Here is a 19,389-nt window from a genome sequence, read left to right as displayed (position 1 = left end):
GGTCCTTCGGCCTACAGGGGTTGGTAGGGGTCGTGGCTCTCGTGGCCGTCGGCACCGTCGGCGTCGGAGTCGTCGCGGGCGCTGTCGTGCGGCTCCCGCGACAGATCGAGAGGTGGCTCGTGCTCGCTGGCGGAGCCGTCGCGCGCGGCAGGTCGCTCAGGCATGCATCGCCCAATGGCTATGGATCATGCAGCCATGCTCGGTGCGGACGAGTGACCTTAGCTATCCAGCGGATACGTCAATTTTCACGAAATGTTGTCGAGGGATTCGTCTTCTGCGAACACTCCGGCCTCCACCGCCTTGACCGCCAGCGCGGTCCGGGAGGTCACCTTCAACTTGCGCATCGCCGCCCGCAGCTGCTGATCCACAGTGGCCGGGGACTTGGCCAGGATCCGGCTGATCTCCCGGTTCGTCTTGCCGGCCACGACCAGTTGGACCACGTCGAGTTCGCGAGGTGAGAGCTGGTCGCCGTACCCGCGTCGGCCACCGCGCCACAGTCGCGGGACCTCTGCGCCGTGCTCGCGAAGCCGCTGCGCCACGCGGTCGGCATCGCCGCGGGCCCCCAGCCTGAACAGCTGCTCGTACTGTGCCGCCAGCAGCTCACGGCCCTGTTCGACCTGGCCGTGCGCTTCGACCTGGCCGTGCGCTTCGACCTGGCCCTGCGCGATGAGCGCTTCGGCTTGACGTTCGCGGGCGAGCATGGCGTCGTAGGGGCGCGGCAGCGCGTCCCAGGCACGCGCCGCCCGGGCGTACGCAGTCGCCGCGCGGGCGTGGTCTCCGGCTGCGGCGAGCAGCAGGGCACGGCACGTGGCGAGCGCGGCGCGGGGCGCGGGCGCCGTACGGCCACGCAGTCCTCTGGCGAACTGGTCGCCCAGGCGTGCCGCGGCCCGCAGGTCGCCGGCGGCGAGGTACGCCTCGATCCGGGCGGGGACGAGGTCCGTCGCCCAGACCCAGATGCCCTTTTTCCGGACGGTGTCGATCGGCTCGTTCGTGATCTGCAGCGCCCGGCCGCTGTTCCCGTCCGTCAACCACAGTCGGGCGAGTGCGGCGGCGGCCTCCATCGTGTCGTCGGCTGCGCCGAGACGGGCGGACTCCTCAAGCACCAGCCGGAACTGCTCCTCCGCCGCGCGCCGCCGTCCGGCCGCCGCCGCCAGCCGGGCCGCGAGGCGGACGCTGCCGAGGTAGTGCGCAGGCCGGTCCCGGTCGGCATCGGCGAGTGCCGTGCTCTCGTCCGCGAGACCCTCCCACCGGCCGGTGAGCCACGCCAGGTTGGCCTGTTCGAGTCGGACGTTGTGCTGCAACCGGGACGCCCGCTCGACGTCGGCGAGGCGCAGGGCCACGGCGAGGTGTTCCTCCGCGTCGGCGTACCGACCCCAGATCAGCGCGCCGGTCCCGACATTCGCATGGATGCGGGCGACGTCGAGACGCTCCGCCGAGGTCGCGCCGTCGACGGGCAGGCCGGCGACGACGTCCCAGGCTTCCTCTTCGCCGAGCATGAGCAACGCGGCGGCCCGGTTGCCGGCCAGGTTCAGCCGTTCCGCGGGCGAATCGAATGCGGCGGTGAGTTCGGCGGCGCGATCCAGCCAACGCCGATGGGTCGCTGCCGGCCACGGCCCCGCGTACGCCCACCCGAGGTAGGTCATCGCCCGGGCCGCCTCGACCGGGTCATGGTCGAGGTTTGCCACCGCCTGCTCCAGTTCGCTGAGCGCCGCCTGCGCCTCGCCTCCGGTGATCAGGAGCCGGCCCAGGGGGTTGCGGATCTCGGCCTGCTGGCGGGGGGAGAGGCCGGGGGTCTCCAGCACCGAGCGCAGGGTACGGATCACACGGTGGTAGACCTCGTCGACTGGTTCACGACGGCCCAGTGCTGCTACTCCGGCGATGCGCGCGACCCGTGCCCGGTCCGTCGGCGGCAGTCTGGACCATGACAACAGGTCGACAAGCAGGTCGACGGCCTTGTTGTGGTCACCCGAGGCCATGGCCAGCTCGGCGCTCTGCTCGGCGTACCGTGCCCAGGACTGCGTCTCGCCCGCCTCCCGGAAATGGTGGGCAAGGCGTGCCACAGGCAGCGGACGGATGCCCTCCAGAGCCCGGCCGGCCAGCAGGTGGAAGTGCCTGCGGTCGGTCAACGGGATCGCTTCGTAGACAGCCGTGGCGGCCAGCACATGGCGGAACCGCCACCGGCCGCGGTCGTCTCCGTCCAGGACGCCGGCGCTGGCCGCCTCCGCGACAGCGCCCCGGCATTCAGCCGGTGACAGGCCAGCGGTCATCGCGATCGTGGCCACCGATGACCGCTCGGCCAATGTGGCCGCGGCGCGCAGCACCTGCTGCGCCGTCGGCGACAGACGGCCCACCCGTTCCCTGGTGGAGTCGCGCACGGTTGGCGGCACCTGTAGCTCACGCAGCTTCAGTCGGACCCACTGTCCGTCGCGGAAGACGAGGTCGGCGCGGTCGCACATGAGGCGGACCGACTCCTCCAGAGCCAGAGGAACGCCGCCGGTCCGCTCGTGCATGAACGTCGTGAACTCCTGCGATATCGGGTTGCCGTCCAGCATCGAGGACACCAGCGCCGCCGTGTCGTCGGGTCGCATGGGCGCCAGCGCGATCCTCAGCTGGGTCACGCCGGCGGGCAACCGGGACGTCAGCCGCAGCAACAGCGATCCGACGTCGACCTCCTCCGGCCGATAGGAGATCACCAGGCTCGGTCCGTCCGACTGCTGTCGGGAGCTGACGAACAGCAGGAACTCCAACGTCACCTCGTCGGCCCAGTGAGCGTCTTCGAGCACGAGGACGTCGACACGCAGAGCCCGCAGCAGCTCGTCCAGGGCGCGGAACAGGCGATGCCGTGCCGCCTTCGCATCGCCCAGGGACTGCAACGCGGGCGGCAGGTGCGAGGACCATTCCGGAAACAGGGGCCGCAACGCACCAGCGAGTTCGGTGAGCCGCAACCGCGACACCGGGCGGTCGATCCCACGGAACGCGTCGACGATCGGTCCCAACGTCAGCGACTCGCGAAGTGGTGGGCACACCGAGACCAGGGTGGTGTGCTGATCCGGCGCCGCCAACCACTCCCGCAGCAGTCGGCTCTTCCCGATGCCCGCCTCGCCCTCCACCAGCACGATCGCAGGTGGACGGGCCAGGGCGCCCCGAAGCGCCGCCAGCTCCCGATCACGGCCGACGAAACGCGGCGTGGAAACGGTAGGTGAGGTTCCGTCGTCCTCGGGCGAGGGGTCGAGCATGCGTGATGATCTCGCTTTTCCCTGCCCGGACACAAGACCGCCAGGCGACTCGCGTCGCGGGATCCCCACCGCGGTGCTGTGGCCTTGCTCAAATCATCTTAGTCATTAAGATAACTGCATGGGCGTATCGACTGACATCTCCGTGGCGATCGCCGGTGCCGGCCTCTCCGGCCTCTGCCTCGCCCAGTACCTCATGCGCGCCGGCATCGACGTGCACGTCTACGAGCGGGACCCGGGCCCCTTCGTCCGGCGGCAGGGCTACCGGATCATCCTCGACCGGTACGGGCTGGAGGCGCTGCGCGAGAGCCTGCCCCGCCCGCTCTACAACCTCGCGCTCACCACCGGTGACGAGCCCGGCGGGCAGCTACGTTTCACCGACAGTCGGCTGCGGGACGCATTCAGCATCACCTTCAAGGACGATCCGTACGCGACCCGCCAGGTCGACCGGCTGACCCTGCGGTCGATCCTGCAGTCCGGGCTGCACCAACGCATCCACTACGGCAAGCAGGCCGTCGCGGTGGAGAACGGCGGTCCGGCCGGGCTGCGGCTGCGGTTCGCCGACGGCGGGGCCGCCCCGGCCACCGTCGTCGTGGGCGCGGACGGCGTCGGCTCGGCGCTGCGGGCGCAGCTCATGCCGGACGCGGACCCGGCGAACACCCCGATGGCGGGCATCTACGGCCGGTCGCCCCTGGAGCGCAACGGTCAGAGCGTCATCCCGGACGCGCTGCGTACCAGCGGGGTCCTTGCCATCGGCGACCGGCCGGGCCGCGCCTTCTTCTTCACCTCCATGCGGTTCGGAGAAAATCCGCAGGAGGCGTTCGCGCGCCTGGCCCCGGGCAGCTATGCGCCCACCGGCTACGACTACGTCATGTGGGGCCTGCTGCTGCGGCAGGAGGAGGTGCCCATCGGCATCCGCGGCGACCTGCTGGCGCTGTGGAGACAGGCCAGCCTGATGAGTGGGGACTTCCACCCGCTCGTCCGGCGACTGGTCGGCACCGCCGAACTGGACGCCACGGTTCTCAACCTCTTCGCCACCGGCCAACGCCCGCAGCGGTGGGCGGTGCCCCGGGCAACGATGATGGGCGACGCCGTGCACGTCATGCCGCCGTTCGGTGCCCACGGTGGCAACACCGCGCTGCGCGACGCCGCCCTGCTCGGCAGGAAGCTTGTCGAGGCCCGGGCGAGCGGCGCGCCGGTGGAGGAGGCTATCGCCCGCTACCAGGAGGAGATGGTGCCGTACGCCTTCCGTGCCGTCGACACCGCCGCCCGGCTGATGCGCCGCCTCACCGGAGACGCGGCAGCGCCACACTGGGTGCTGACCCGCGTGTTACCTCGACTGCACCGGGTCACAGTGCCGGAGGCATGATTGCGGCCATGTCCCACGATCCGGCCCGTACATCCGCGATCGCCGATCTCATGCGCGCCGGGCGGGAGATGTCGCGGCTGTCCATGGTGTTCCGGTACGCCATCGCGGAGCGGCTCGGCCTCACAGTGAGCGACCTGGAATGCCTGGACTACCTGGCGGACGTCGGATCCGCCACCGCCGGGCAGGTCGCCGAGCGGACCAACCTCACCACCGGGGCGGTGACCAGCATGCTCCGCCGGCTTCAGCAGGCGGGCTACGTGACGGCCGAGCGCGACCCCGCGGACCGGCGGCGGGTGATCGTCACCCTGCGGCCGGAGCGGATCGCCGAGCTGACGCGACCGTACGAGCGGTTCGCCGAGCGGGCGGCGCGGCTCATCGAGGGCTACAGCGCCGAGGAGGTCCTGCTGCTGGTTCGGCACTATGACCGCATGCAGGCGATGTACCACGCCGAGCTGGACAGCCTCCGCTGCGGCGACACCGCGCAGCGGTCTGCCTGAGCCAGCGTCGCGTGACGTCGGGCAGGTGTGGGCCGCGATGTGGTGATCAGCTGTACGAGTGGGCGGGCCCGGCATCACGCCGAGCCCGCCCGTTTCAGTCAGGCCTTCTGGTCGTCACGCCCGGGCGACGAGCCGGAACTGCTGGTTGGTCTGTCCGTGGCAGTCGTACAGCTGGATCTGGGCGCCGTTGGCGGTGCTCCAGGCGTCCAGGCACCGTCCGGACTGCACGCTGCTGATCGTGCCGTTGGAGTTGATGTTCCACTGTTGGTTGGTCTGGCTGTGGCAGTTGTAGATCTGCACTGCCGCGCCGTTGCCGGTGCCTGCGGCGTCGAGGCACATGTTGCCGTACACCTGGAGCTGTTTTCCTGAGGTGTAGGTCCAGGTCTGGTTGGTCTGCCTGTTGCAGTCGTAGAGCTGTACCCGGGTGCCGTTGTTGCGTGAGGCGTTGGGTACGTCGATGCACCGGCCGGACTGCGTACCGACGATCTCGCCGGCGGAGGTGGGCGGAACGCTCGGCGACACGGTGGGGGTTGGCCCGGGCGTGGTGGGCCCCGGCGTGGTGGGCGTCGGGGTGGTCGGCGTCGTGGGCAGCAGCGGGCAGGTGCTGCGGTAGGTGACCACTCCGCTGGAGTCCAGCAGCGGGCAGAGGAACTGGCTGTATCGGGCGTCGTTGTCGACGAACATCTTGACGAACGGCAGCATGGTCCGGACCATCACCGGGTTCGGTCGCCCGACCATGAATCCATGGTCCGCGCCGGCGACCTCAAGGTAGACGCTCTCCGTCGTGGACGGGAGGCTGTTGTACAGGCCGGTGGCGTAGGACGGCGTGACCACCGTGTCCGCCTGCCCAGACAGGATCATTGTGGGCACCCTGTCGTTGGCGAGGTTCGACGACGGCGAGTACGGCGCGATGCCGACCACTGCCTTCAACGACGGACGCCGCATGGCCGCGCTCAACGCCCCACCGCCGCCCATGGAGTGACCCGCCACCGCCAAGCGGGTGGGGTCGACGCGGTCGCGTACCGGGCTCTGCTGTGTGAGGTAGTCCAGCGCGGCGAGCAACTGGGTGCCCCGGGCCGTGTCGAAGTCGTTGCGGCTGTTGGTCTCGATGCCGATCACGACGAAGCCGTGGGAGGCCAGCCAAGGACCCATCCAGGCCAGTTCGGCGGAGAACAACGCCGTGTAACCCGGCGAGATGGCGATGGCCCCGAAGGTGCCCTGGCTGGTGTCGGTCGGGTAGTAGATCCTGCCGCCGTTGAAGCCGTACCCGGTCGGGACGCTCACCGACGTGTTGGCGAAGGGGCCGTTCACGGCGGTGACGCTGCTCTGGGTGGGGTCCGGGCCCCGCTGGTACGGATTGTCGGCGGCGGATGCCGAACCGGTCGCAACGGTGATGGTGAACATCCCGACCACGGCTGCGATCCCTACCGCGGCAAGCTTCAACACCCGTCCCCGAAAACGGGCGGGTACTCGGTCGGCATTGGTGGTCCCCGAGGGCGGTGGGTGGTGTCCGTTTTCTCGCACTGTCGGTGCCTCCTGGTGGTGGGGGAGTGCGGAACGGGCAGGCTCGGCTGCGTGCCGAGCCTGCCCGTTCCGGCGGTGTCCGGTTGTCAGCGTTGCAGCGTCAGCAGACCCGGCCGGTACGGCAGGAGCCCGTAGTCGCCGCCGGAGCTGGGAGAACGCCCCTGGTAGAGCAGTTGCAGGTTGCAGGCGTCAACGGTCATCGTCTGGTCGGCGTTGCTGCGGATCAGCTCGCCGTGACTGATGTCGTTGGTCCAGGTGGCGCTGCTGTTCGCCTTGCCGGCGAACGGGTTGCTCTCCGAGGCGGCCTGCGGCGTCCACGTGCCACCCAGGCTGGTGGCCGTGAACGAGCGGAAGTAGCGCCCGTTCGCGCCGATCGCCTCGACGAGCATGAGGTACCGGTTCTGGCCCTGGAGCTTGTAGACCTGAACGCCCTCGAACAGGTTGTTCGTCGAGTCGGTCATGATCGTCGTGTAGTTCGACCCGAAGCTGCCCGGGAAGTTCCCGATGGGCATGCTGGCCCGGTAGATCCTGCCGTTGTCCCCGGCGAAGAACAGGTACATGTTCTGGTCGTCACCGATGACTGCCTGGTCGATCGGGCCGGTGCTGGAGTTGGAGATGCTTCCGGTGAACAGCGTCTGCGCCGATGACCAGCTGTTCACGTTGGTCGGATCGGTCGACGTGCGGTACGAGAACGCCGTCGGACCCCACTGATAGGCCAACACCCAGACGTTGCGCGGCGCGAAGTAGAACAGTGACGGTGCCACCGCCGCGAACGGCATCTGGTTCTGCGACGCGGATCCCATCTGGTTCCAGTTCGAGAAGAGACCGAAGTTCATCGAGCCCCACGTCGTACCGGTGTCGTGCGTCGTGGCGTAGACCAACTGCTGGCCGTTGTACGGCGCGTGGGTGAAGTCCTTCAGCGACACCCAACCCGACCTCGGCTGAGCCAGCGCGCCAGTCGACGACCAGCGGTACGACGAGGGAAGATCACAGGCACCCGGCGTCGGGGTCGCCGTTGGCGTCGGGGTCGGCGTCGGCGTGGTACCGCCGCCGAGGGACGCGAGCCGGAACTGCTGGTTGGTCTGCCCGTTGCAGTCGTAGAGCTGGACCTGGGCGCCGTTGGCGGTGCTCCAGACGTCAAGGCACCGTCCGGACTGCACGCCGCTGATGGTGCCGTTGGAGTTGACGTTCCACTGCTGGTTGGTCTGGCTGTGGCAGCTGTAGATCTGTACCGCCGCGCCGTTGCCGGTGCCCGCGGCGTCGAGGCACATGTTGCCGTACACCTGGAGTTGTTTTCCTGAGGTGTAGGTCCATGCCTGGTTGGTCTGCTTGTTGCAGTCGTAGAGCTGCACCCGGGTGCCGTTGGTGGTCGACGCGTTGGGTACGTCGATACACCTGCCGGATTGGCTACCGACGATCTCACTGGCCGAGCCGCCCGGCGGGACTGTGGGAGTCGGGCCCGGCGTGGTGGGCGTGGGGGTGGTGCCGGGGCCAGCGCTGTTCAGAGCTTCCAGGGTGGAGTTGTAGGCGGCCTTCTTGTTGCCGTTGCACTCGAACAGCAGCGGGGTGCCGCTGGAGCGCCACGAGTCGCAGTCACGCACGCCCCACACGGTGACACCGTTGCAGCGAGCCACGGCAAGGCAGTCGTTGACCACGTTGCGGTAGGTGTTTGCCTGCGTCGTGCCGGATCCCTCGATGTCCAGCTCGGTGATCTGCACGTCCACGCCGAGGGCGGCGAAGCTGGACAGCGTCGTGCGGTAGTTGCTGTTGTACGGCGAGTTGGCGTTGAAGTGCGACTGGAAGCCCACGCAGTCGATTGGCACCCCACGGGACTTGAAGTCGCGCACCATGTTGTACACGGCCTGGGTCTTGGCCCAGGTCCAGTTGTCGGTGTTGTAGTCGTTGTAGCAGAGCTTGGCGTTCGGGTCCGCCGCGTCGGCGGCGCGGAACGCCGCTTCGATCCAGTCGTTGCCGGTGCGCTGCAGGTTCGAGTTGCGACGGGCGCCGCTGTTGCCGTCCTCGAACGCCTCGTTCACCACATCCCACGAGTCGATCTTGCCCCGGTAGTAGCTGGCCACGCGGGTGACGTGGTTGAGCATCGCGTTGCGCAGCGTGGTGCCCTCCATGGACTGCATCCAGCCCGGCTGCTGCGAGTACCAGGCAAGGGTGTGGCCCCGGACCTTCCAGCCCCGGGAGAGGGCGTGGTTCACGATCCGGTCCGCGTTGCCGAAGGTGAAGTTGTTCTGCTGCGGCTCGGTCGCGTCGATCTTCATTTCGTTTTCGGGGGTGATGCTGTTGAACTCGCGGTTCAGGATCGTCGTGTAGGCGCTGTCGCTGAGCTTGTTCGCGGCCACTGCGGCACCGAAGTAACGGCCGGACTGGGCTGCGGCAGCGCCGAGGGTGGTCTCAGCGGCCTGGGCGAGATTGGGCACCAGCGAAACAACGAGAGCCACAATTATCGCGGCTGTTCCGGAAATTGTGAGAGTTCGCAGCCGGGTGCGGCTGGGGGGACGGGTCCGGGAAATCATGCTGATCCTCCAGTGGTGGATGGAAGTTCCTGGTGCTGTTCCAGTGGGAGGCCCCGCTCGTACGGCGGCGGCCCGATGCTGAGTCCGCCTGGGCGGGCTGCGGCCCGCCTCAGGCGTCCGTCCCCCGTTGCGACTCGGCTCGGGCTACCTGACCAGCGTGTGAAGGGTTGCGTGAGTGGTTTGATCACCCGCCGGGAATTGGGTGCGGGCGCAGGGCTCTCGGTGGTGGACGTGCTCACCTGGCAGGTGGGTGGGCCTGACGTCGCGTGAGGCGCCTCCGGTGCTGAAGTGATCTTGTTAACGTTCACACTGATCGATGGACTACCAGGCTGGCAGAAAGTTCCAGGTTTTTCAACCGGTAGTTTCGGGCCTGTTACGGGTCGGGAGGCAGGCTTCGTGATCTGCCCGTGGCCGCGTGGGACAGCCTCGACCACTCGGCCAGGAGCACGACGGCCTGCGTGGATGTACCGTCGCCGCATGACGGTGCTGCAGGAGTTTGTCGCCGCTCTTTCCAGCGGCCGGATCCAGGTTGTCGACCTCACCGCCCCGCTCTCGGACCAGACGCCGATCCTGGGTCTGCCCGAGCAGTTCGGCCAGACCTGGCCGTTCCAGCTCAGCGAGATCAGCAGGTACGACGACCGCGGTCCGGCCTGGTACTGGAACAACTTCTCCACAGGCGAGCACACCGGCACCCACTTCGACGCCCCGGTGCACTGGGTCACCGGCCAACAGGGCGCGGACGTGTCGCAGGTCCCGGTGAGCCAGTTGATCGCCCCGGCAGTGGTGATCGACCACTCCGCCGACGCCGCCGATAACCCCGACTTCCTGCTCGAAGTCGCGCACGTCAAGGCGTGGGAGGCGGAACACGGTGCCCTGCCCGCCGGTGGCTGGCTGCTCTACCGCACCGGCTGGGACGCGCACGGCGACGACCCGGAACGGTACGCGAACGCCGGGCGTACCCCGGGCATCTCCGTCGACTGTGCCCGCTGGCTGGCCGAGGAGTCGCCCATCCAGGGCGTCGGCGTGGAGACGGTCGGCACCGACGCGGGCGCCGCGCACTCGTTCGACCCACCGTTCCCGTGCCACTCGTTCCTGCTCGGCAAGGACAAGTACGGCCTGACCCAGCTACGTAACCTGGCGCAGTTGCCGGCGACCGGCGCTGTGGTGATCGCCGGTCCACTGCCGATCGTCTCCGGGTCCGGCAGTCCGTGCCGGGTCCTCGCGCTCGTCGAACGGTAGGACCGGCAACCGATGCGGGTAGCCGAGGTGGTCGGCCGGGTCCTCTACGGACACGGCGCACGGTACGTCTTCGGGGTGGTCGGCAGCGGCAACTTCCATGTCACGAATGCCCTCGTGGCGGCCGGCGCCCGGTTCGTGGCGGCGGCCCACGAGGGCGGTGCGGCGAGCATGGCCGACGGGTACGCCCGCACCTCCGGGACGGTGGGCGTGCTCTCGGTGCACCAGGGGCCGGGCGTCACCAACGCGCTCACCGGCCTCGCCGAGGCCGCGAAGAGCCGTACACCGATTGTGGTCCTGGCCCCGGAGGCGACAGCGCCCCGGTCGAACTTCTTCATCGACCTGCCGGCACTCGCCGCCTCGGTCGGCGCCGACTTCCATCGGGTACGCGCGACGCACGCGGCGCAGGACGCGGGCGCGGCGTACCGGGCCGCCGCCCGGGGCGCGACTGTGGTGCTGGGCCTCCCGTTGGAGGTGCAGAGCGCCATGGCCGAACCGTGGTCCGGCCCGGTCCCGGCGGTCGAGTCGACACCGGTCACCGCCCCGCAGGTCGAGCCGCTGCTGGCAGCGCTGCAGGCAGCACGTCGACCGGTCTTCATCGCGGGTCGGGGCGCCCGGGCCGCACGGGAACCGCTGATCCGGCTCGCCGACGGGTGCGGCGCTCTGCTCGCGGTCTCGGCGGCGGCGAAGGGTCTGTTCGCCGGGAACCCGTGGAACCTCGACGTGGCCGGCGGCTTCGCCACCCCGCTGGCCGCCGAGCTGATCGGCGCGGCGGACCTTGTCGTCGCGTGGGGCAGCACGCTGAACATGTGGACCACCAGGCACGGCGAACTGATCCCGCCCTCCGCCGTCGTCGTCCAGGTGGATCACGACCCTGCGGCGTTCGGTGTGAACCGCCCTGTCGACCTGACAGTGGCCGGCGAGGTGACTGCTGTCGCCGAGGCGGTGCTCGGTCGGCTCGGGCAGGACGTCACGGGGTCCGTGGACGGCGGCTGGCGTACGCCGGAGTTGGCCCAACGGATTCGCGACAACGGCCGGTGGCGGACGGTTCCGTATCAGGATGAGGGCGGCGGCGCGCCGGCGACCATCGACCCGAGGACGCTCTCCGCCGCCCTGGACGACCTGCTGCCGCCCGACCGGACGGTGGTGGTCGACTCCGGCAACTTCATGGGCTACCCGTCGATGTGGCTCGACGTGCCGGACGTGGCCGGGTTCTGCTTCACCCAGGCGTTCCAGTCGGTCGGGCTCGGCCTGGCAAGTGCGCTCGGCGCGGCGGTCGCCCGGCCGGACAGGCTCACCGTCGCCGCGGTCGGTGACGGCGGGTTCCTCATGTCGGCTACCGAACTGGTCACCGCCGTCCGGCTGGCGCTACCGCTTCTCGTGGTGATCTACGACGACGCTGCGTACGGTGCCGAGGTGCACCATTTCGGCCCCGACGGGCATCCGCTGGAGACGGTCACCTTCCCCGAGACCGACCTGGCCGCTATCGCCAGTGGTTACGGCTGCGACGGGGTGACGGTCCGGACCGTCGACGATCTCGGGCCGGTACGGCAATGGCTCGCTGGTCGGCGTACCCGGCCGCTGGTGGTCGACGCCAAGGTCAGCGGCTCGCGCGGCTCGTGGTGGCTGGAGGAGGCGTTCCGGGGCCACTGAGTCACCGCCGTGCGAGGATCCGTCGATGATCTCCGAACCGTCGCACCGCGAGTCCCTGCCGACAGTCCGGAGGCCACTGCGGCGACCGCCCAGCATCGTCGCGAGCATGTCGCTGCTGGCGTTCTGGTGGGCGTACACGATCGCCGTGGACGTGGCGTTGCTCGCCCACGTCGGTGGCGCGGGAAACTGGCTAGCCCTGGCCGCCTGCACAGTGGCTGTCGCTGCCGTGCTCCGAGGGCTCTGGAGCGGCGGGCCGACCGCCTGGCGGGTGATGCACTGGTTCGCTGCGCCGGTCGCCGCCGCGCTCCTGCTGGGGATCGGCAACCTCCTGCGCGTCGGGCCGCTCTCCGGGGCGCTGCGCTCGGGTGAGCTCGACCCGGGCATCGCCGCGGCGATGGCGTGCGGTCTGCTGGCGCTGCTTGCCCTGCTGGCCGGCGGGCTACTGGTGCGTACCTCGTCGGCCCGGGCCTGGTGTGGCCGCTGAACGCTGCCTCCGGACAGCCCGGATCCAGCAGGCGTGGATGTCTTGCTCCAGCGCTCCGACGGCCGGGCTCCGCGCGCTAGGTCGACGGGGTGACCCGCCGCGTAGGTGCGGGGCTGGTCGGAGGACGGTCGGCGGGTCGGCGCTGGCCCGGCGACGCGGTGCTGCGGCGCGCGTCCAAGGCGAGCAGGGCGAGGGCGGCAAGCGTCAGCACCCCGGCGGCGAGTGCCAGCGGGCGTGCCCCCATGGTGGGCAGGAGGCCACCGCCGAGCAGCGATCCGCCGGCGATGCCGGCGTTGAAGGCGGTGCTGACGCCTGCCGACGCGATGTCGGTGCTGCCCGGAGCCAGCTGCAGCATGCGGCTCTGCACCGCGGAGGCGAACGCCGCGTAGGCGAGGCCGATCCCGGCGAGGAGCGCGACAGTGCCGGGCTGGAGCGTGCCGAGCGCGTACAGGCCGAACAGCGAGGCAGTGCCGATGGCCAGCGGCGTCAGCAGGGAGGTGATCGGCCGAGCATCCAGGGTGCGGGCCGCGACAAGGGTGCCGACGACGCCGGCCGCGCCGGAGACGAACAACAGCGGCGCCAGCACCGCGTCGGTGAAGCCGCTGACGTCGAGCAGGAACGGTGTGACGTAGGTCTGCAGGGTCATGAAGCCGCCGATGCCGAGGGCGGTCGCGATCAGCAACAGGGCGAAGCGCCGCCCGTGCGGTGCGGTGCCCTGTGCGGCGCCGCCAGCGGCCGGGGGATAGGAGGGAAGGAGGACGAACACCACGGCGGCGATCGCCAGACCGACCCCGGCCAGCACCGCGAACGCGACACGCCAACCGGCCTGCTGCCCGAGCCAGGTCCCGAGGGGTACGCCGAGGACCGGCGCGAGCGTCGCGCCGGTCGCGAACAGCGCCACCATTCGGCCGCGCACCGCGACCGGGAAGGGGCCGACCACGGTCGCCGTGGCGATGGACCAGAACACCGCCTGAGCGAGGGCCGTCACGAGGCGGGAGCCGGCAAGCACCGTGTACGTCGGCGCGAGCGCGGCGGTGGCGTTCGCGGCGGCGAACAGGAGCATCGTGACGGCGAGCAGTTGACGCCGGGGGATCCGCTGGGTCAGTCGGGTCAGCGGTATTGACGACAGTACGACCACGACGGCGTACCCGCTGACCAGCAGACCGATCTGCGAGCGGGACCGGCCGAGGTCGGGTGCGATATGCGTCAGCAGGCCGACGGGCAGCAGTTCGGTCGTGATGAACGCGAACGCGGCGAGGGAGAGCGCGACGAGCACAGCCCTCGCCCTTCGTAGCGACACCTCCGGCACCGTGGCCACCCCCGTTCGTCGTCACCGTAATGGAGGGCCCCGACGCCCCCTCCGTTCGGGGGCCTGCCTGGTGGTCATAGCAGCCGGCGGCGGGCCAGGAGCCGAAAGGCCAGGTAGCCCGGCGGCACCGGGAGCCAGAACGTCGCGAGGCAGACCAGGATCACGGGGGCAGATGTCTCGGGCTGGTCGTACCGAGGGAGACGGCGATCCTGATCGGTGGTCTGGTGGCCCACGGTGGTGCGCTGCCGCTGTGGGGCGTGGTCCCCATGATCGCCGGCGCGGGTGGGATGCACTGGCCGGTGTTCCTCCGGGCGAACCTGGCCGGCGGGCTGGTGTGGTCGACAGCCGTGGCGCTGCTGGGCTACCTGGGCGGCGCCTCCTACCGCTATCTGGAGCGGGAACTGGGCATCGGCGAGTGGGCCCTTCTGACCCTGATCGTCGCCGGCGTGGCGTTGCGGGTGTGGCTGCGGGCCCGGCGCGGCCGATCTGGCTCGCACTGACCGGCGGCCGGCTCGAATGCCACCGGTACGCCGGCACCATCACCCGTCAGCGGCCCTGCAGGCGCTTCACGTTGTCGCCGAAGGTCCACCCCTTCGACCCGTCCCAGTTCGCCGACCAGGTCATCAGGCCCTTGAGGCCGGGCACGGAGTTCCATGCCTGCGTGACCAAAGACGTCGACATGTAGCCGCCGCCCGCCCCGATCTGCGCGGGCAAACCCGGGACCTGCTTGTCGTACGGCACGCGGATGGTGGTGCCCTGGATGGTGAGGCCGTTGTTGAGGCACTGCGTCTGCACGGTGAAGCCCTGCACGGTGCCGGCCGGGTACGAGTCGCCGGCGCAGCCGTACATGCTGCCGTTGTAGTACTGCATGTTCAGCCACCAGAGGCGGCCGTTGTCCACGTACTTCTTGATGATCGGCAGGTACGAGCCCCAAATCGAGCCGTAGACCACGCTGCCGCCGGTGACGTAGGCCGTCTCCGGTGCCATGGTCAGGCCGAAGTTCGACGGCATCCGGGCCAGCACGCCGTCGATGATCCGGATCAGGTTGGCCTGCGACGTCGACAGGGTGTTGATGTTGCCACTGCCGGTCAGGCCGGTCTCGATGTCGATGTCGATGCCGTCGAAGTGGTAGGCCGTCAGGACCGGCACGATCGTCGCGATGAACCGGTCGGCGACCGCGGTGGAGCTCAGGTCGATGCCCGCGGCGGCCCCGCCGATCGACATCAGGATGGTGGCGCCGGCGGCTTTGGCCTGGCACATCTCGGCCGGGGTGGCCACCTTCACGCCAGCGTCCATGCCGTTCTCCCAGAGGACCGTGCCATCCGAGCGGATCACCGGGAACGCCGCGTTGATCACGTTGTAGCCGTGCTGGTTCAGCCGGCTGTCGGTGATGGGGATCCAGCCGAGGCCGGGGTGGACGCCGTTGGAGGCGCCGTCCCAGTTCTCCCAGTAGCCCTGCAACACCTTGCCGGTGGGCCGTGACTTCACCGCGCAGGTCCCACCCGTGGGTGGCGGCGTGGTGGGGGGAGGCGTGGTCGGTGGCGGCGTGGTGGGCGGGGGAGTCGTCGGTGGCGCGGTCGTCGGTGGCGGCGTGGTGGGTGGCGGTGTGGTTCCCGAGCATGCGCCCAGGTCACGCCACAGCGACGGGGTCGCGGCGGGGTTCCAGCCGGCGCCGGGGTGCGCGGTGTGGGTGACAAGTGCCTGGTAGAGCCGGCCGCCGTAGGTGACCTGGGCGCCCGTCTGGTAGGTGTTGCCCTCGGCCCACGCCGGGGCGGTGCAGGCGACCATCGCGACGGCGTTGGCCGAGGACACGGCCGCCATGCTGCTGGGGACGAAGGCGACGGCGGCCGTGAGGGTCATCGCCGCCCCGGCTGCCACTGCGAAAATCCGACGGCTTCTCATGGCCAACTCCCCAGGCTTCGGCGTCCCGCGACCTCCATATATTGACGTTCGTGAAGGCTAATATCAAGGATTGTTTACAGAAGCGGGAAGTTGGGGGAGTGCGGAGTGGCCGAGGTGGTTGGTGCCGAACCGGGTCCAGAGCCCTTGACTCTGACCACTTTGGACCTCGCGGCAACGCTCCGGCCTCCGGCCCGCCGGCTGGGCGGCACCTACGCCACTCCCGTCGTGCTCGACGCCGGTTGCGGTAGACGGCGAAACGTCGGCATTGGCGCCTGGTGAACGACGGCTATCCCGGGCGGCGGTCCTGCGTCGATCATTGCTCGAATCGACGTGAGTCATTCTCACCTCCGGGTGGAACGCCCGGGCGCGGAGGGCGAGAGGTCGGCACCGGCAGCCGGGCGTGACGAACGGCCCGACTCCGCGTCCCCGGAGGACCCCATGCTCAGACCCGCCCTTCGTGCTCGGCTCGCGGCCCTTACCGCCGCCGTCCTGACCGCGAGCGTCCTGACGGTCGCCACCCCGCCGTCACCGGCGCTCGCCGCCAGCACCTTCACCCCCGACGACTACTGCCTCGGCCAGTGCGCCGACATCCTGCCGCCCGGGCAGAACGGTAACGCCACGCTTGTCGCCATCCTGGCCCACCAGGCGCTCGGCACCCGCCCGGCGCATTCCAGCGACCAGCTCGACGAGTACGCGAACCTCGTCTACAACTACGCCGGGCTCACCGACGAGCAGATCGCCCACTTCTTCAACGACGCCTCGTTCGGTGTCCCCGCCGCGCAGGTCGAGAGCACCGTCTCACCGCGGTCGGACGTCACGATCGTTCGAGACAAGGCCACAGGAGTTCCGCATGTCACCGGCACCACCCGCGCCGGCACCATGTTCGGCGCCGGCTACGCCGGGGCCCAGGACCGGCTGTGGGTGATGGACCTGCTGCGCCACGCCGGTCGCGGCACGCTCACCTCGTTCGCCGGCGGCGCGCCGGGCAACCGTGAGTTGGAGCAGAGCATCTGGGCCAACTCGCCCTACTCGGAGGCGGACCTCCAGGCGCAGGTGGACGCGCTGCGCCTCAAGGGCGCCAGGGGCCAGCAGCTCTACACCGACGTGGTCGACTACATCGCCGGCATCAACGCCTACATCGACAAGTCGATCGCCGACGACAACTACCCCGGCGAGTACGTGCTGACCGGGGCTGGCAAGCCGACGCACTTCACAATGACCGATCTGATCGCCACCGCCGGTGTCGTTGGTGGGCTCTTCGGCGGTGGCGGCGGCAGCGAGATCCAGTCCGCGCTGGTCCGCGTGGCCGCCCGGGCCAAGTACGGCGCCACCGAGGGCGACCGGGTCTGGCAGGGGTTCCGCTCGCAGAACGACCCGGAGACCGTGCTCACGCTGCACAACGGGCAGAGCTTCCCGTACGGCGCGACACCGCCGGGCGCGACAAGCGCGGTGCTCCCCGACGCCGGCACTGTCGTCGCCGAACCCCTCGCGTACGACGCCACCGGCGGGGCCGCCGCCCGCGCCGGTGCCAGTAAAGCCACAAACGAACTGCTCGGCGGCCTGTCCAACCTGCGCGCGCACGGCATGTCCAACGCGGTGGTGGTCTCCGGAAGTCACACCACCACCGGCAACCCCGTCGCCGTGTTCGGCCCGCAGACCGGCTACTTCGCCCCGCAGCTGCTCATGCTCCAGGAACTCCAGGGGCCGGGGATCAGCGCGCGTGGCGCCGCGTTCGCCGGACTGAACCTGTACGTGTTGCTCGGTCGTGGTCAGGACTACGCCTGGAGCGCCACCTCCGCGTCCCAGGACCTGACCGACACGTACGCCGTGCCGCTGTGCACCACCGACGGCAGCGCCGCGACGCTGCGCTCCAACCGCTACCTCTACCGCGGCCAGTGCCTCGCGATGGAGGTGCTGGAGAAGCGCAACTCCTGGTCGCCGACGCTTGCCGACTCCACACCGGCCGGCGCGTACACGCTGCGCGCACTGCGCACCAAGTACGGACTGGTGGCCTACCGGGGCATGGTGGACGGGAAGCCGACGGCGTTCACCAAGCTGCGCTCGACCTACCGGCACGAGGCCGAGTCGGCGATCGGCTTCCAGGCGTACAACGACCCGTCGGCGATGGGCAGCGCTGCGGCGTTCCAGGCCTCCGCCGCCAACGTCGGGTACGCGTTCAACTGGTTCTACGTCAACTCGACCGAGGCGGCGTACTTCAACTCCGGCTCGAACCCGGTCCGCCCGTCCGGGCTCGACCCGAACCTTCCGGCGAAGGCCGAACCGGCGTACGAGTGGACAGGCTGGAACCCGGACACCAACGACGCCACCTACATCCCGACGTCGGCCCACCCGCAGTCGGTGAACCAGGACTACTACGTCAGCTGGAACAACAAGCAGGCGCGGGACTTCGGGGCGGCCGACGGCAACTTCAGCTTCGGCTCCGTACACCGGGGTCAGTTGCTCGACGGCCCGGTGCGCGCCGCGATCGCCCAACGCAAGCTCGGCCGCGCCGACGTCGTCAAGATCACGGCCGACGCGGCGGTGACCGACCTGCGCGGCCAGCAGGTTCTCGGGAACCTGCTGCGGGTGTTGGACAGCACGCCTGTCACCGATCCGGCGCTCGCCGACGCGATCGGCAAGCTGCGGGCGTGGCAGCAGGCCGGCGCGCGCCGGGTGGAGACGTCCGCCGGCTCGAAGATCTACCAGCACGCCGACGCCATCCGGATCTTCGACGCCTGGTGGCCGCTGCTCGCCTCGGCGCAGTTCCGCCCCGGCCTCGGGCCGGACCTCTACGCCGCGCTCGTCGACGCCATCGAGGTCAACGAGGCGCCGTCGGGCGGCCAGAACGGAGGCCGCGACGGCACAGTGAGCTGGGCGCCGCAGGGGCAGGCGCACAAGGGCTCGGCGTTCCAGTACGGCTGGTGGGGCTACGTCGACAAGGACGTGCGGACCGTGCTCGGCGACCCCGTCGCCGGCGGGCCGGGGCGCGCGTACTGCGGCAACGGCAACCTCGGCGCGTGCCGGCAGGTGCTGCTCGACACCCTCGGCAGCGCCGCGGCGGCGCCGGCCACGACTGTCTACCCGGGTGACTCGTCCTGCGGAGCCGGCGACCAGTGGTGCGCCGACTCCATCGCCCACTCCGGGCTCGGCGGCATCACCCACCCGGTGATCGCCTGGCAGAACCGTCCCACCTACCAGCAGGTCGTCTCGTTCCCGGCGCGGCGCGGCGACAACATCACCAACCTGGCGCAGGGACGGCCGGCCACCGCGTCGAGCACCCAGTTCCTGACCAGCAACACCCCGGCCAAGGCGGTCGACGGCAGCCTCGGCAGCCGGTGGGCCAGCAGTTACAACGACAACCAGTGGCTCCAGGTGGACCTCGGGGCGGCCCGGACGGTCAGCCGGGCCGTGCTGCGGTGGGAGGCCGCCTACGGCACCGCATATCGGATCGAGGTCTCCGGCGACGGCAGCTCCTGGACGCCGGTGTTCGCCACCACCACCGGCAACGGCGGCGTCGACAACGTCACCTTCGCCCCGGTCACCGCCCGCTACGTGCGGGTGTACGGGGTCAGCCGGGCCACCTCGTACGGGTTCTCGCTCTACGAATTCGAGCTCTACGGACGGTGATGACCTCTCCGAAGGGCCGGCGGCCAA

13 protein-coding genes are annotated in these 19,389 nt (G+C 70.1%); 7 read left to right on the top strand and 6 right to left on the bottom strand.

The genetic code is table 11. The features are described from left to right. Window positions 1-11: 11 nt before the first annotated feature. Window positions 12-164, bottom strand: a complete 153-nt coding sequence (locus tag ADK66_RS31710; protein WP_157553040.1) for a hypothetical protein — start codon at window positions 162-164, stop codon at window positions 12-14. 81 nt (window positions 165-245) lie between these two features. Then, window positions 246-3,236, bottom strand: coding sequence for a helix-turn-helix transcriptional regulator (locus ADK66_RS28965; RefSeq protein ID WP_053660916.1), 2,991 nt, complete (start codon window positions 3,234-3,236; stop codon window positions 246-248). Between the two features lie 118 nt (window positions 3,237-3,354). Here ADK66_RS28965 and ADK66_RS28960 point away from each other — a divergent pair, with 118 nt between their 5' ends. Together ADK66_RS28960 and ADK66_RS28955 are read left to right on the top strand one after the other, a co-directional pair. Beyond that, window positions 3,355-4,602, top strand: a complete 1,248-nt coding sequence (locus tag ADK66_RS28960; protein ID WP_053660914.1) for an NAD(P)/FAD-dependent oxidoreductase — start codon at window positions 3,355-3,357, stop codon at window positions 4,600-4,602. 8 nt (window positions 4,603-4,610) lie between these two features. After that, window positions 4,611-5,099, top strand: coding sequence for a MarR family winged helix-turn-helix transcriptional regulator (locus ADK66_RS28955; RefSeq protein WP_231640239.1), 489 nt, complete (start codon window positions 4,611-4,613; stop codon window positions 5,097-5,099). Window positions 5,100-5,213: 114 nt separating this feature from the next. On the opposite strand, the gene ADK66_RS28950 is transcribed toward ADK66_RS28955, so the two are convergent. Together ADK66_RS28950 and ADK66_RS28945 are read right to left on the bottom strand one after the other, a co-directional pair. Beyond that, window positions 5,214-6,503: a ricin-type beta-trefoil lectin domain protein gene (locus ADK66_RS28950; RefSeq protein ID WP_053661007.1), complete on the bottom strand. Its 1,290-nt coding sequence runs from the start codon at window positions 6,501-6,503 to the stop codon at window positions 5,214-5,216. A gap of 206 nt (window positions 6,504-6,709) precedes the next feature. Further along, window positions 6,710-9,151 (bottom strand): non-reducing end alpha-L-arabinofuranosidase family hydrolase, encoded by a 2,442-nt coding sequence (locus ADK66_RS28945; RefSeq protein ID WP_369814850.1) that lies wholly within the window; start codon window positions 9,149-9,151, stop codon window positions 6,710-6,712. Between the two features lie 477 nt (window positions 9,152-9,628). Between ADK66_RS28945 and ADK66_RS28940 the strand changes: the two genes are divergently transcribed. The 3 genes from ADK66_RS28940 to ADK66_RS28930 are packed head-to-tail and all read left to right on the top strand — an operon-like array spanning window position 9,629 to window position 12,524. Next, window positions 9,629-10,390, top strand: a complete 762-nt coding sequence (locus ADK66_RS28940; RefSeq protein WP_053661003.1) for a cyclase family protein — start codon at window positions 9,629-9,631, stop codon at window positions 10,388-10,390. 12 nt (window positions 10,391-10,402) lie between these two features. Then, window positions 10,403-12,040, top strand: coding sequence for a thiamine pyrophosphate-binding protein (locus tag ADK66_RS28935; RefSeq protein WP_053660910.1), 1,638 nt, complete (start codon window positions 10,403-10,405; stop codon window positions 12,038-12,040). A gap of 25 nt (window positions 12,041-12,065) precedes the next feature. Then, on the top strand, window positions 12,066-12,524 hold the full coding sequence (locus tag ADK66_RS28930) for a hypothetical protein (protein ID WP_053660908.1): 459 nt from the start codon (window positions 12,066-12,068) through the stop codon (window positions 12,522-12,524). A gap of 76 nt (window positions 12,525-12,600) precedes the next feature. On the opposite strand, the gene ADK66_RS28925 is transcribed toward ADK66_RS28930, so the two are convergent. Next, window positions 12,601-13,824 (bottom strand): MFS transporter, encoded by a 1,224-nt coding sequence (locus ADK66_RS28925; protein WP_231640238.1) that lies wholly within the window; start codon window positions 13,822-13,824, stop codon window positions 12,601-12,603. Between the two features lie 233 nt (window positions 13,825-14,057). Here ADK66_RS28925 and ADK66_RS28920 point away from each other — a divergent pair, with 233 nt between their 5' ends. Beyond that, window positions 14,058-14,333 (top strand): DedA family protein, encoded by a 276-nt coding sequence (locus ADK66_RS28920; RefSeq protein WP_053660906.1) that lies wholly within the window; start codon window positions 14,058-14,060, stop codon window positions 14,331-14,333. Between the two features lie 46 nt (window positions 14,334-14,379). On the opposite strand, the gene ADK66_RS28915 is transcribed toward ADK66_RS28920, so the two are convergent. Beyond that, window positions 14,380-15,735 (bottom strand): glycosyl hydrolase family 18 protein, encoded by a 1,356-nt coding sequence (locus ADK66_RS28915; RefSeq protein ID WP_053660904.1) that lies wholly within the window; start codon window positions 15,733-15,735, stop codon window positions 14,380-14,382. Between the two features lie 438 nt (window positions 15,736-16,173). Here ADK66_RS28915 and ADK66_RS28910 point away from each other — a divergent pair, with 438 nt between their 5' ends. Continuing rightward, a complete protein-coding gene (locus ADK66_RS28910) occupies window positions 16,174-19,362 on the top strand; it encodes a penicillin acylase family protein (RefSeq protein ID WP_053661001.1) in 3,189 nt (1,062 codons plus the stop codon). Window positions 19,363-19,389: the final 27 nt, after the last annotated feature.

It is taken from the genome of Micromonospora sp. NRRL B-16802 (assembly GCF_001279555.1).
GTDB lineage: Bacteria > Actinomycetota > Actinomycetes > Mycobacteriales > Micromonosporaceae > Micromonospora > Micromonospora profundi.
This window is presented reverse-complemented; position numbering and strand designations above follow the sequence as displayed.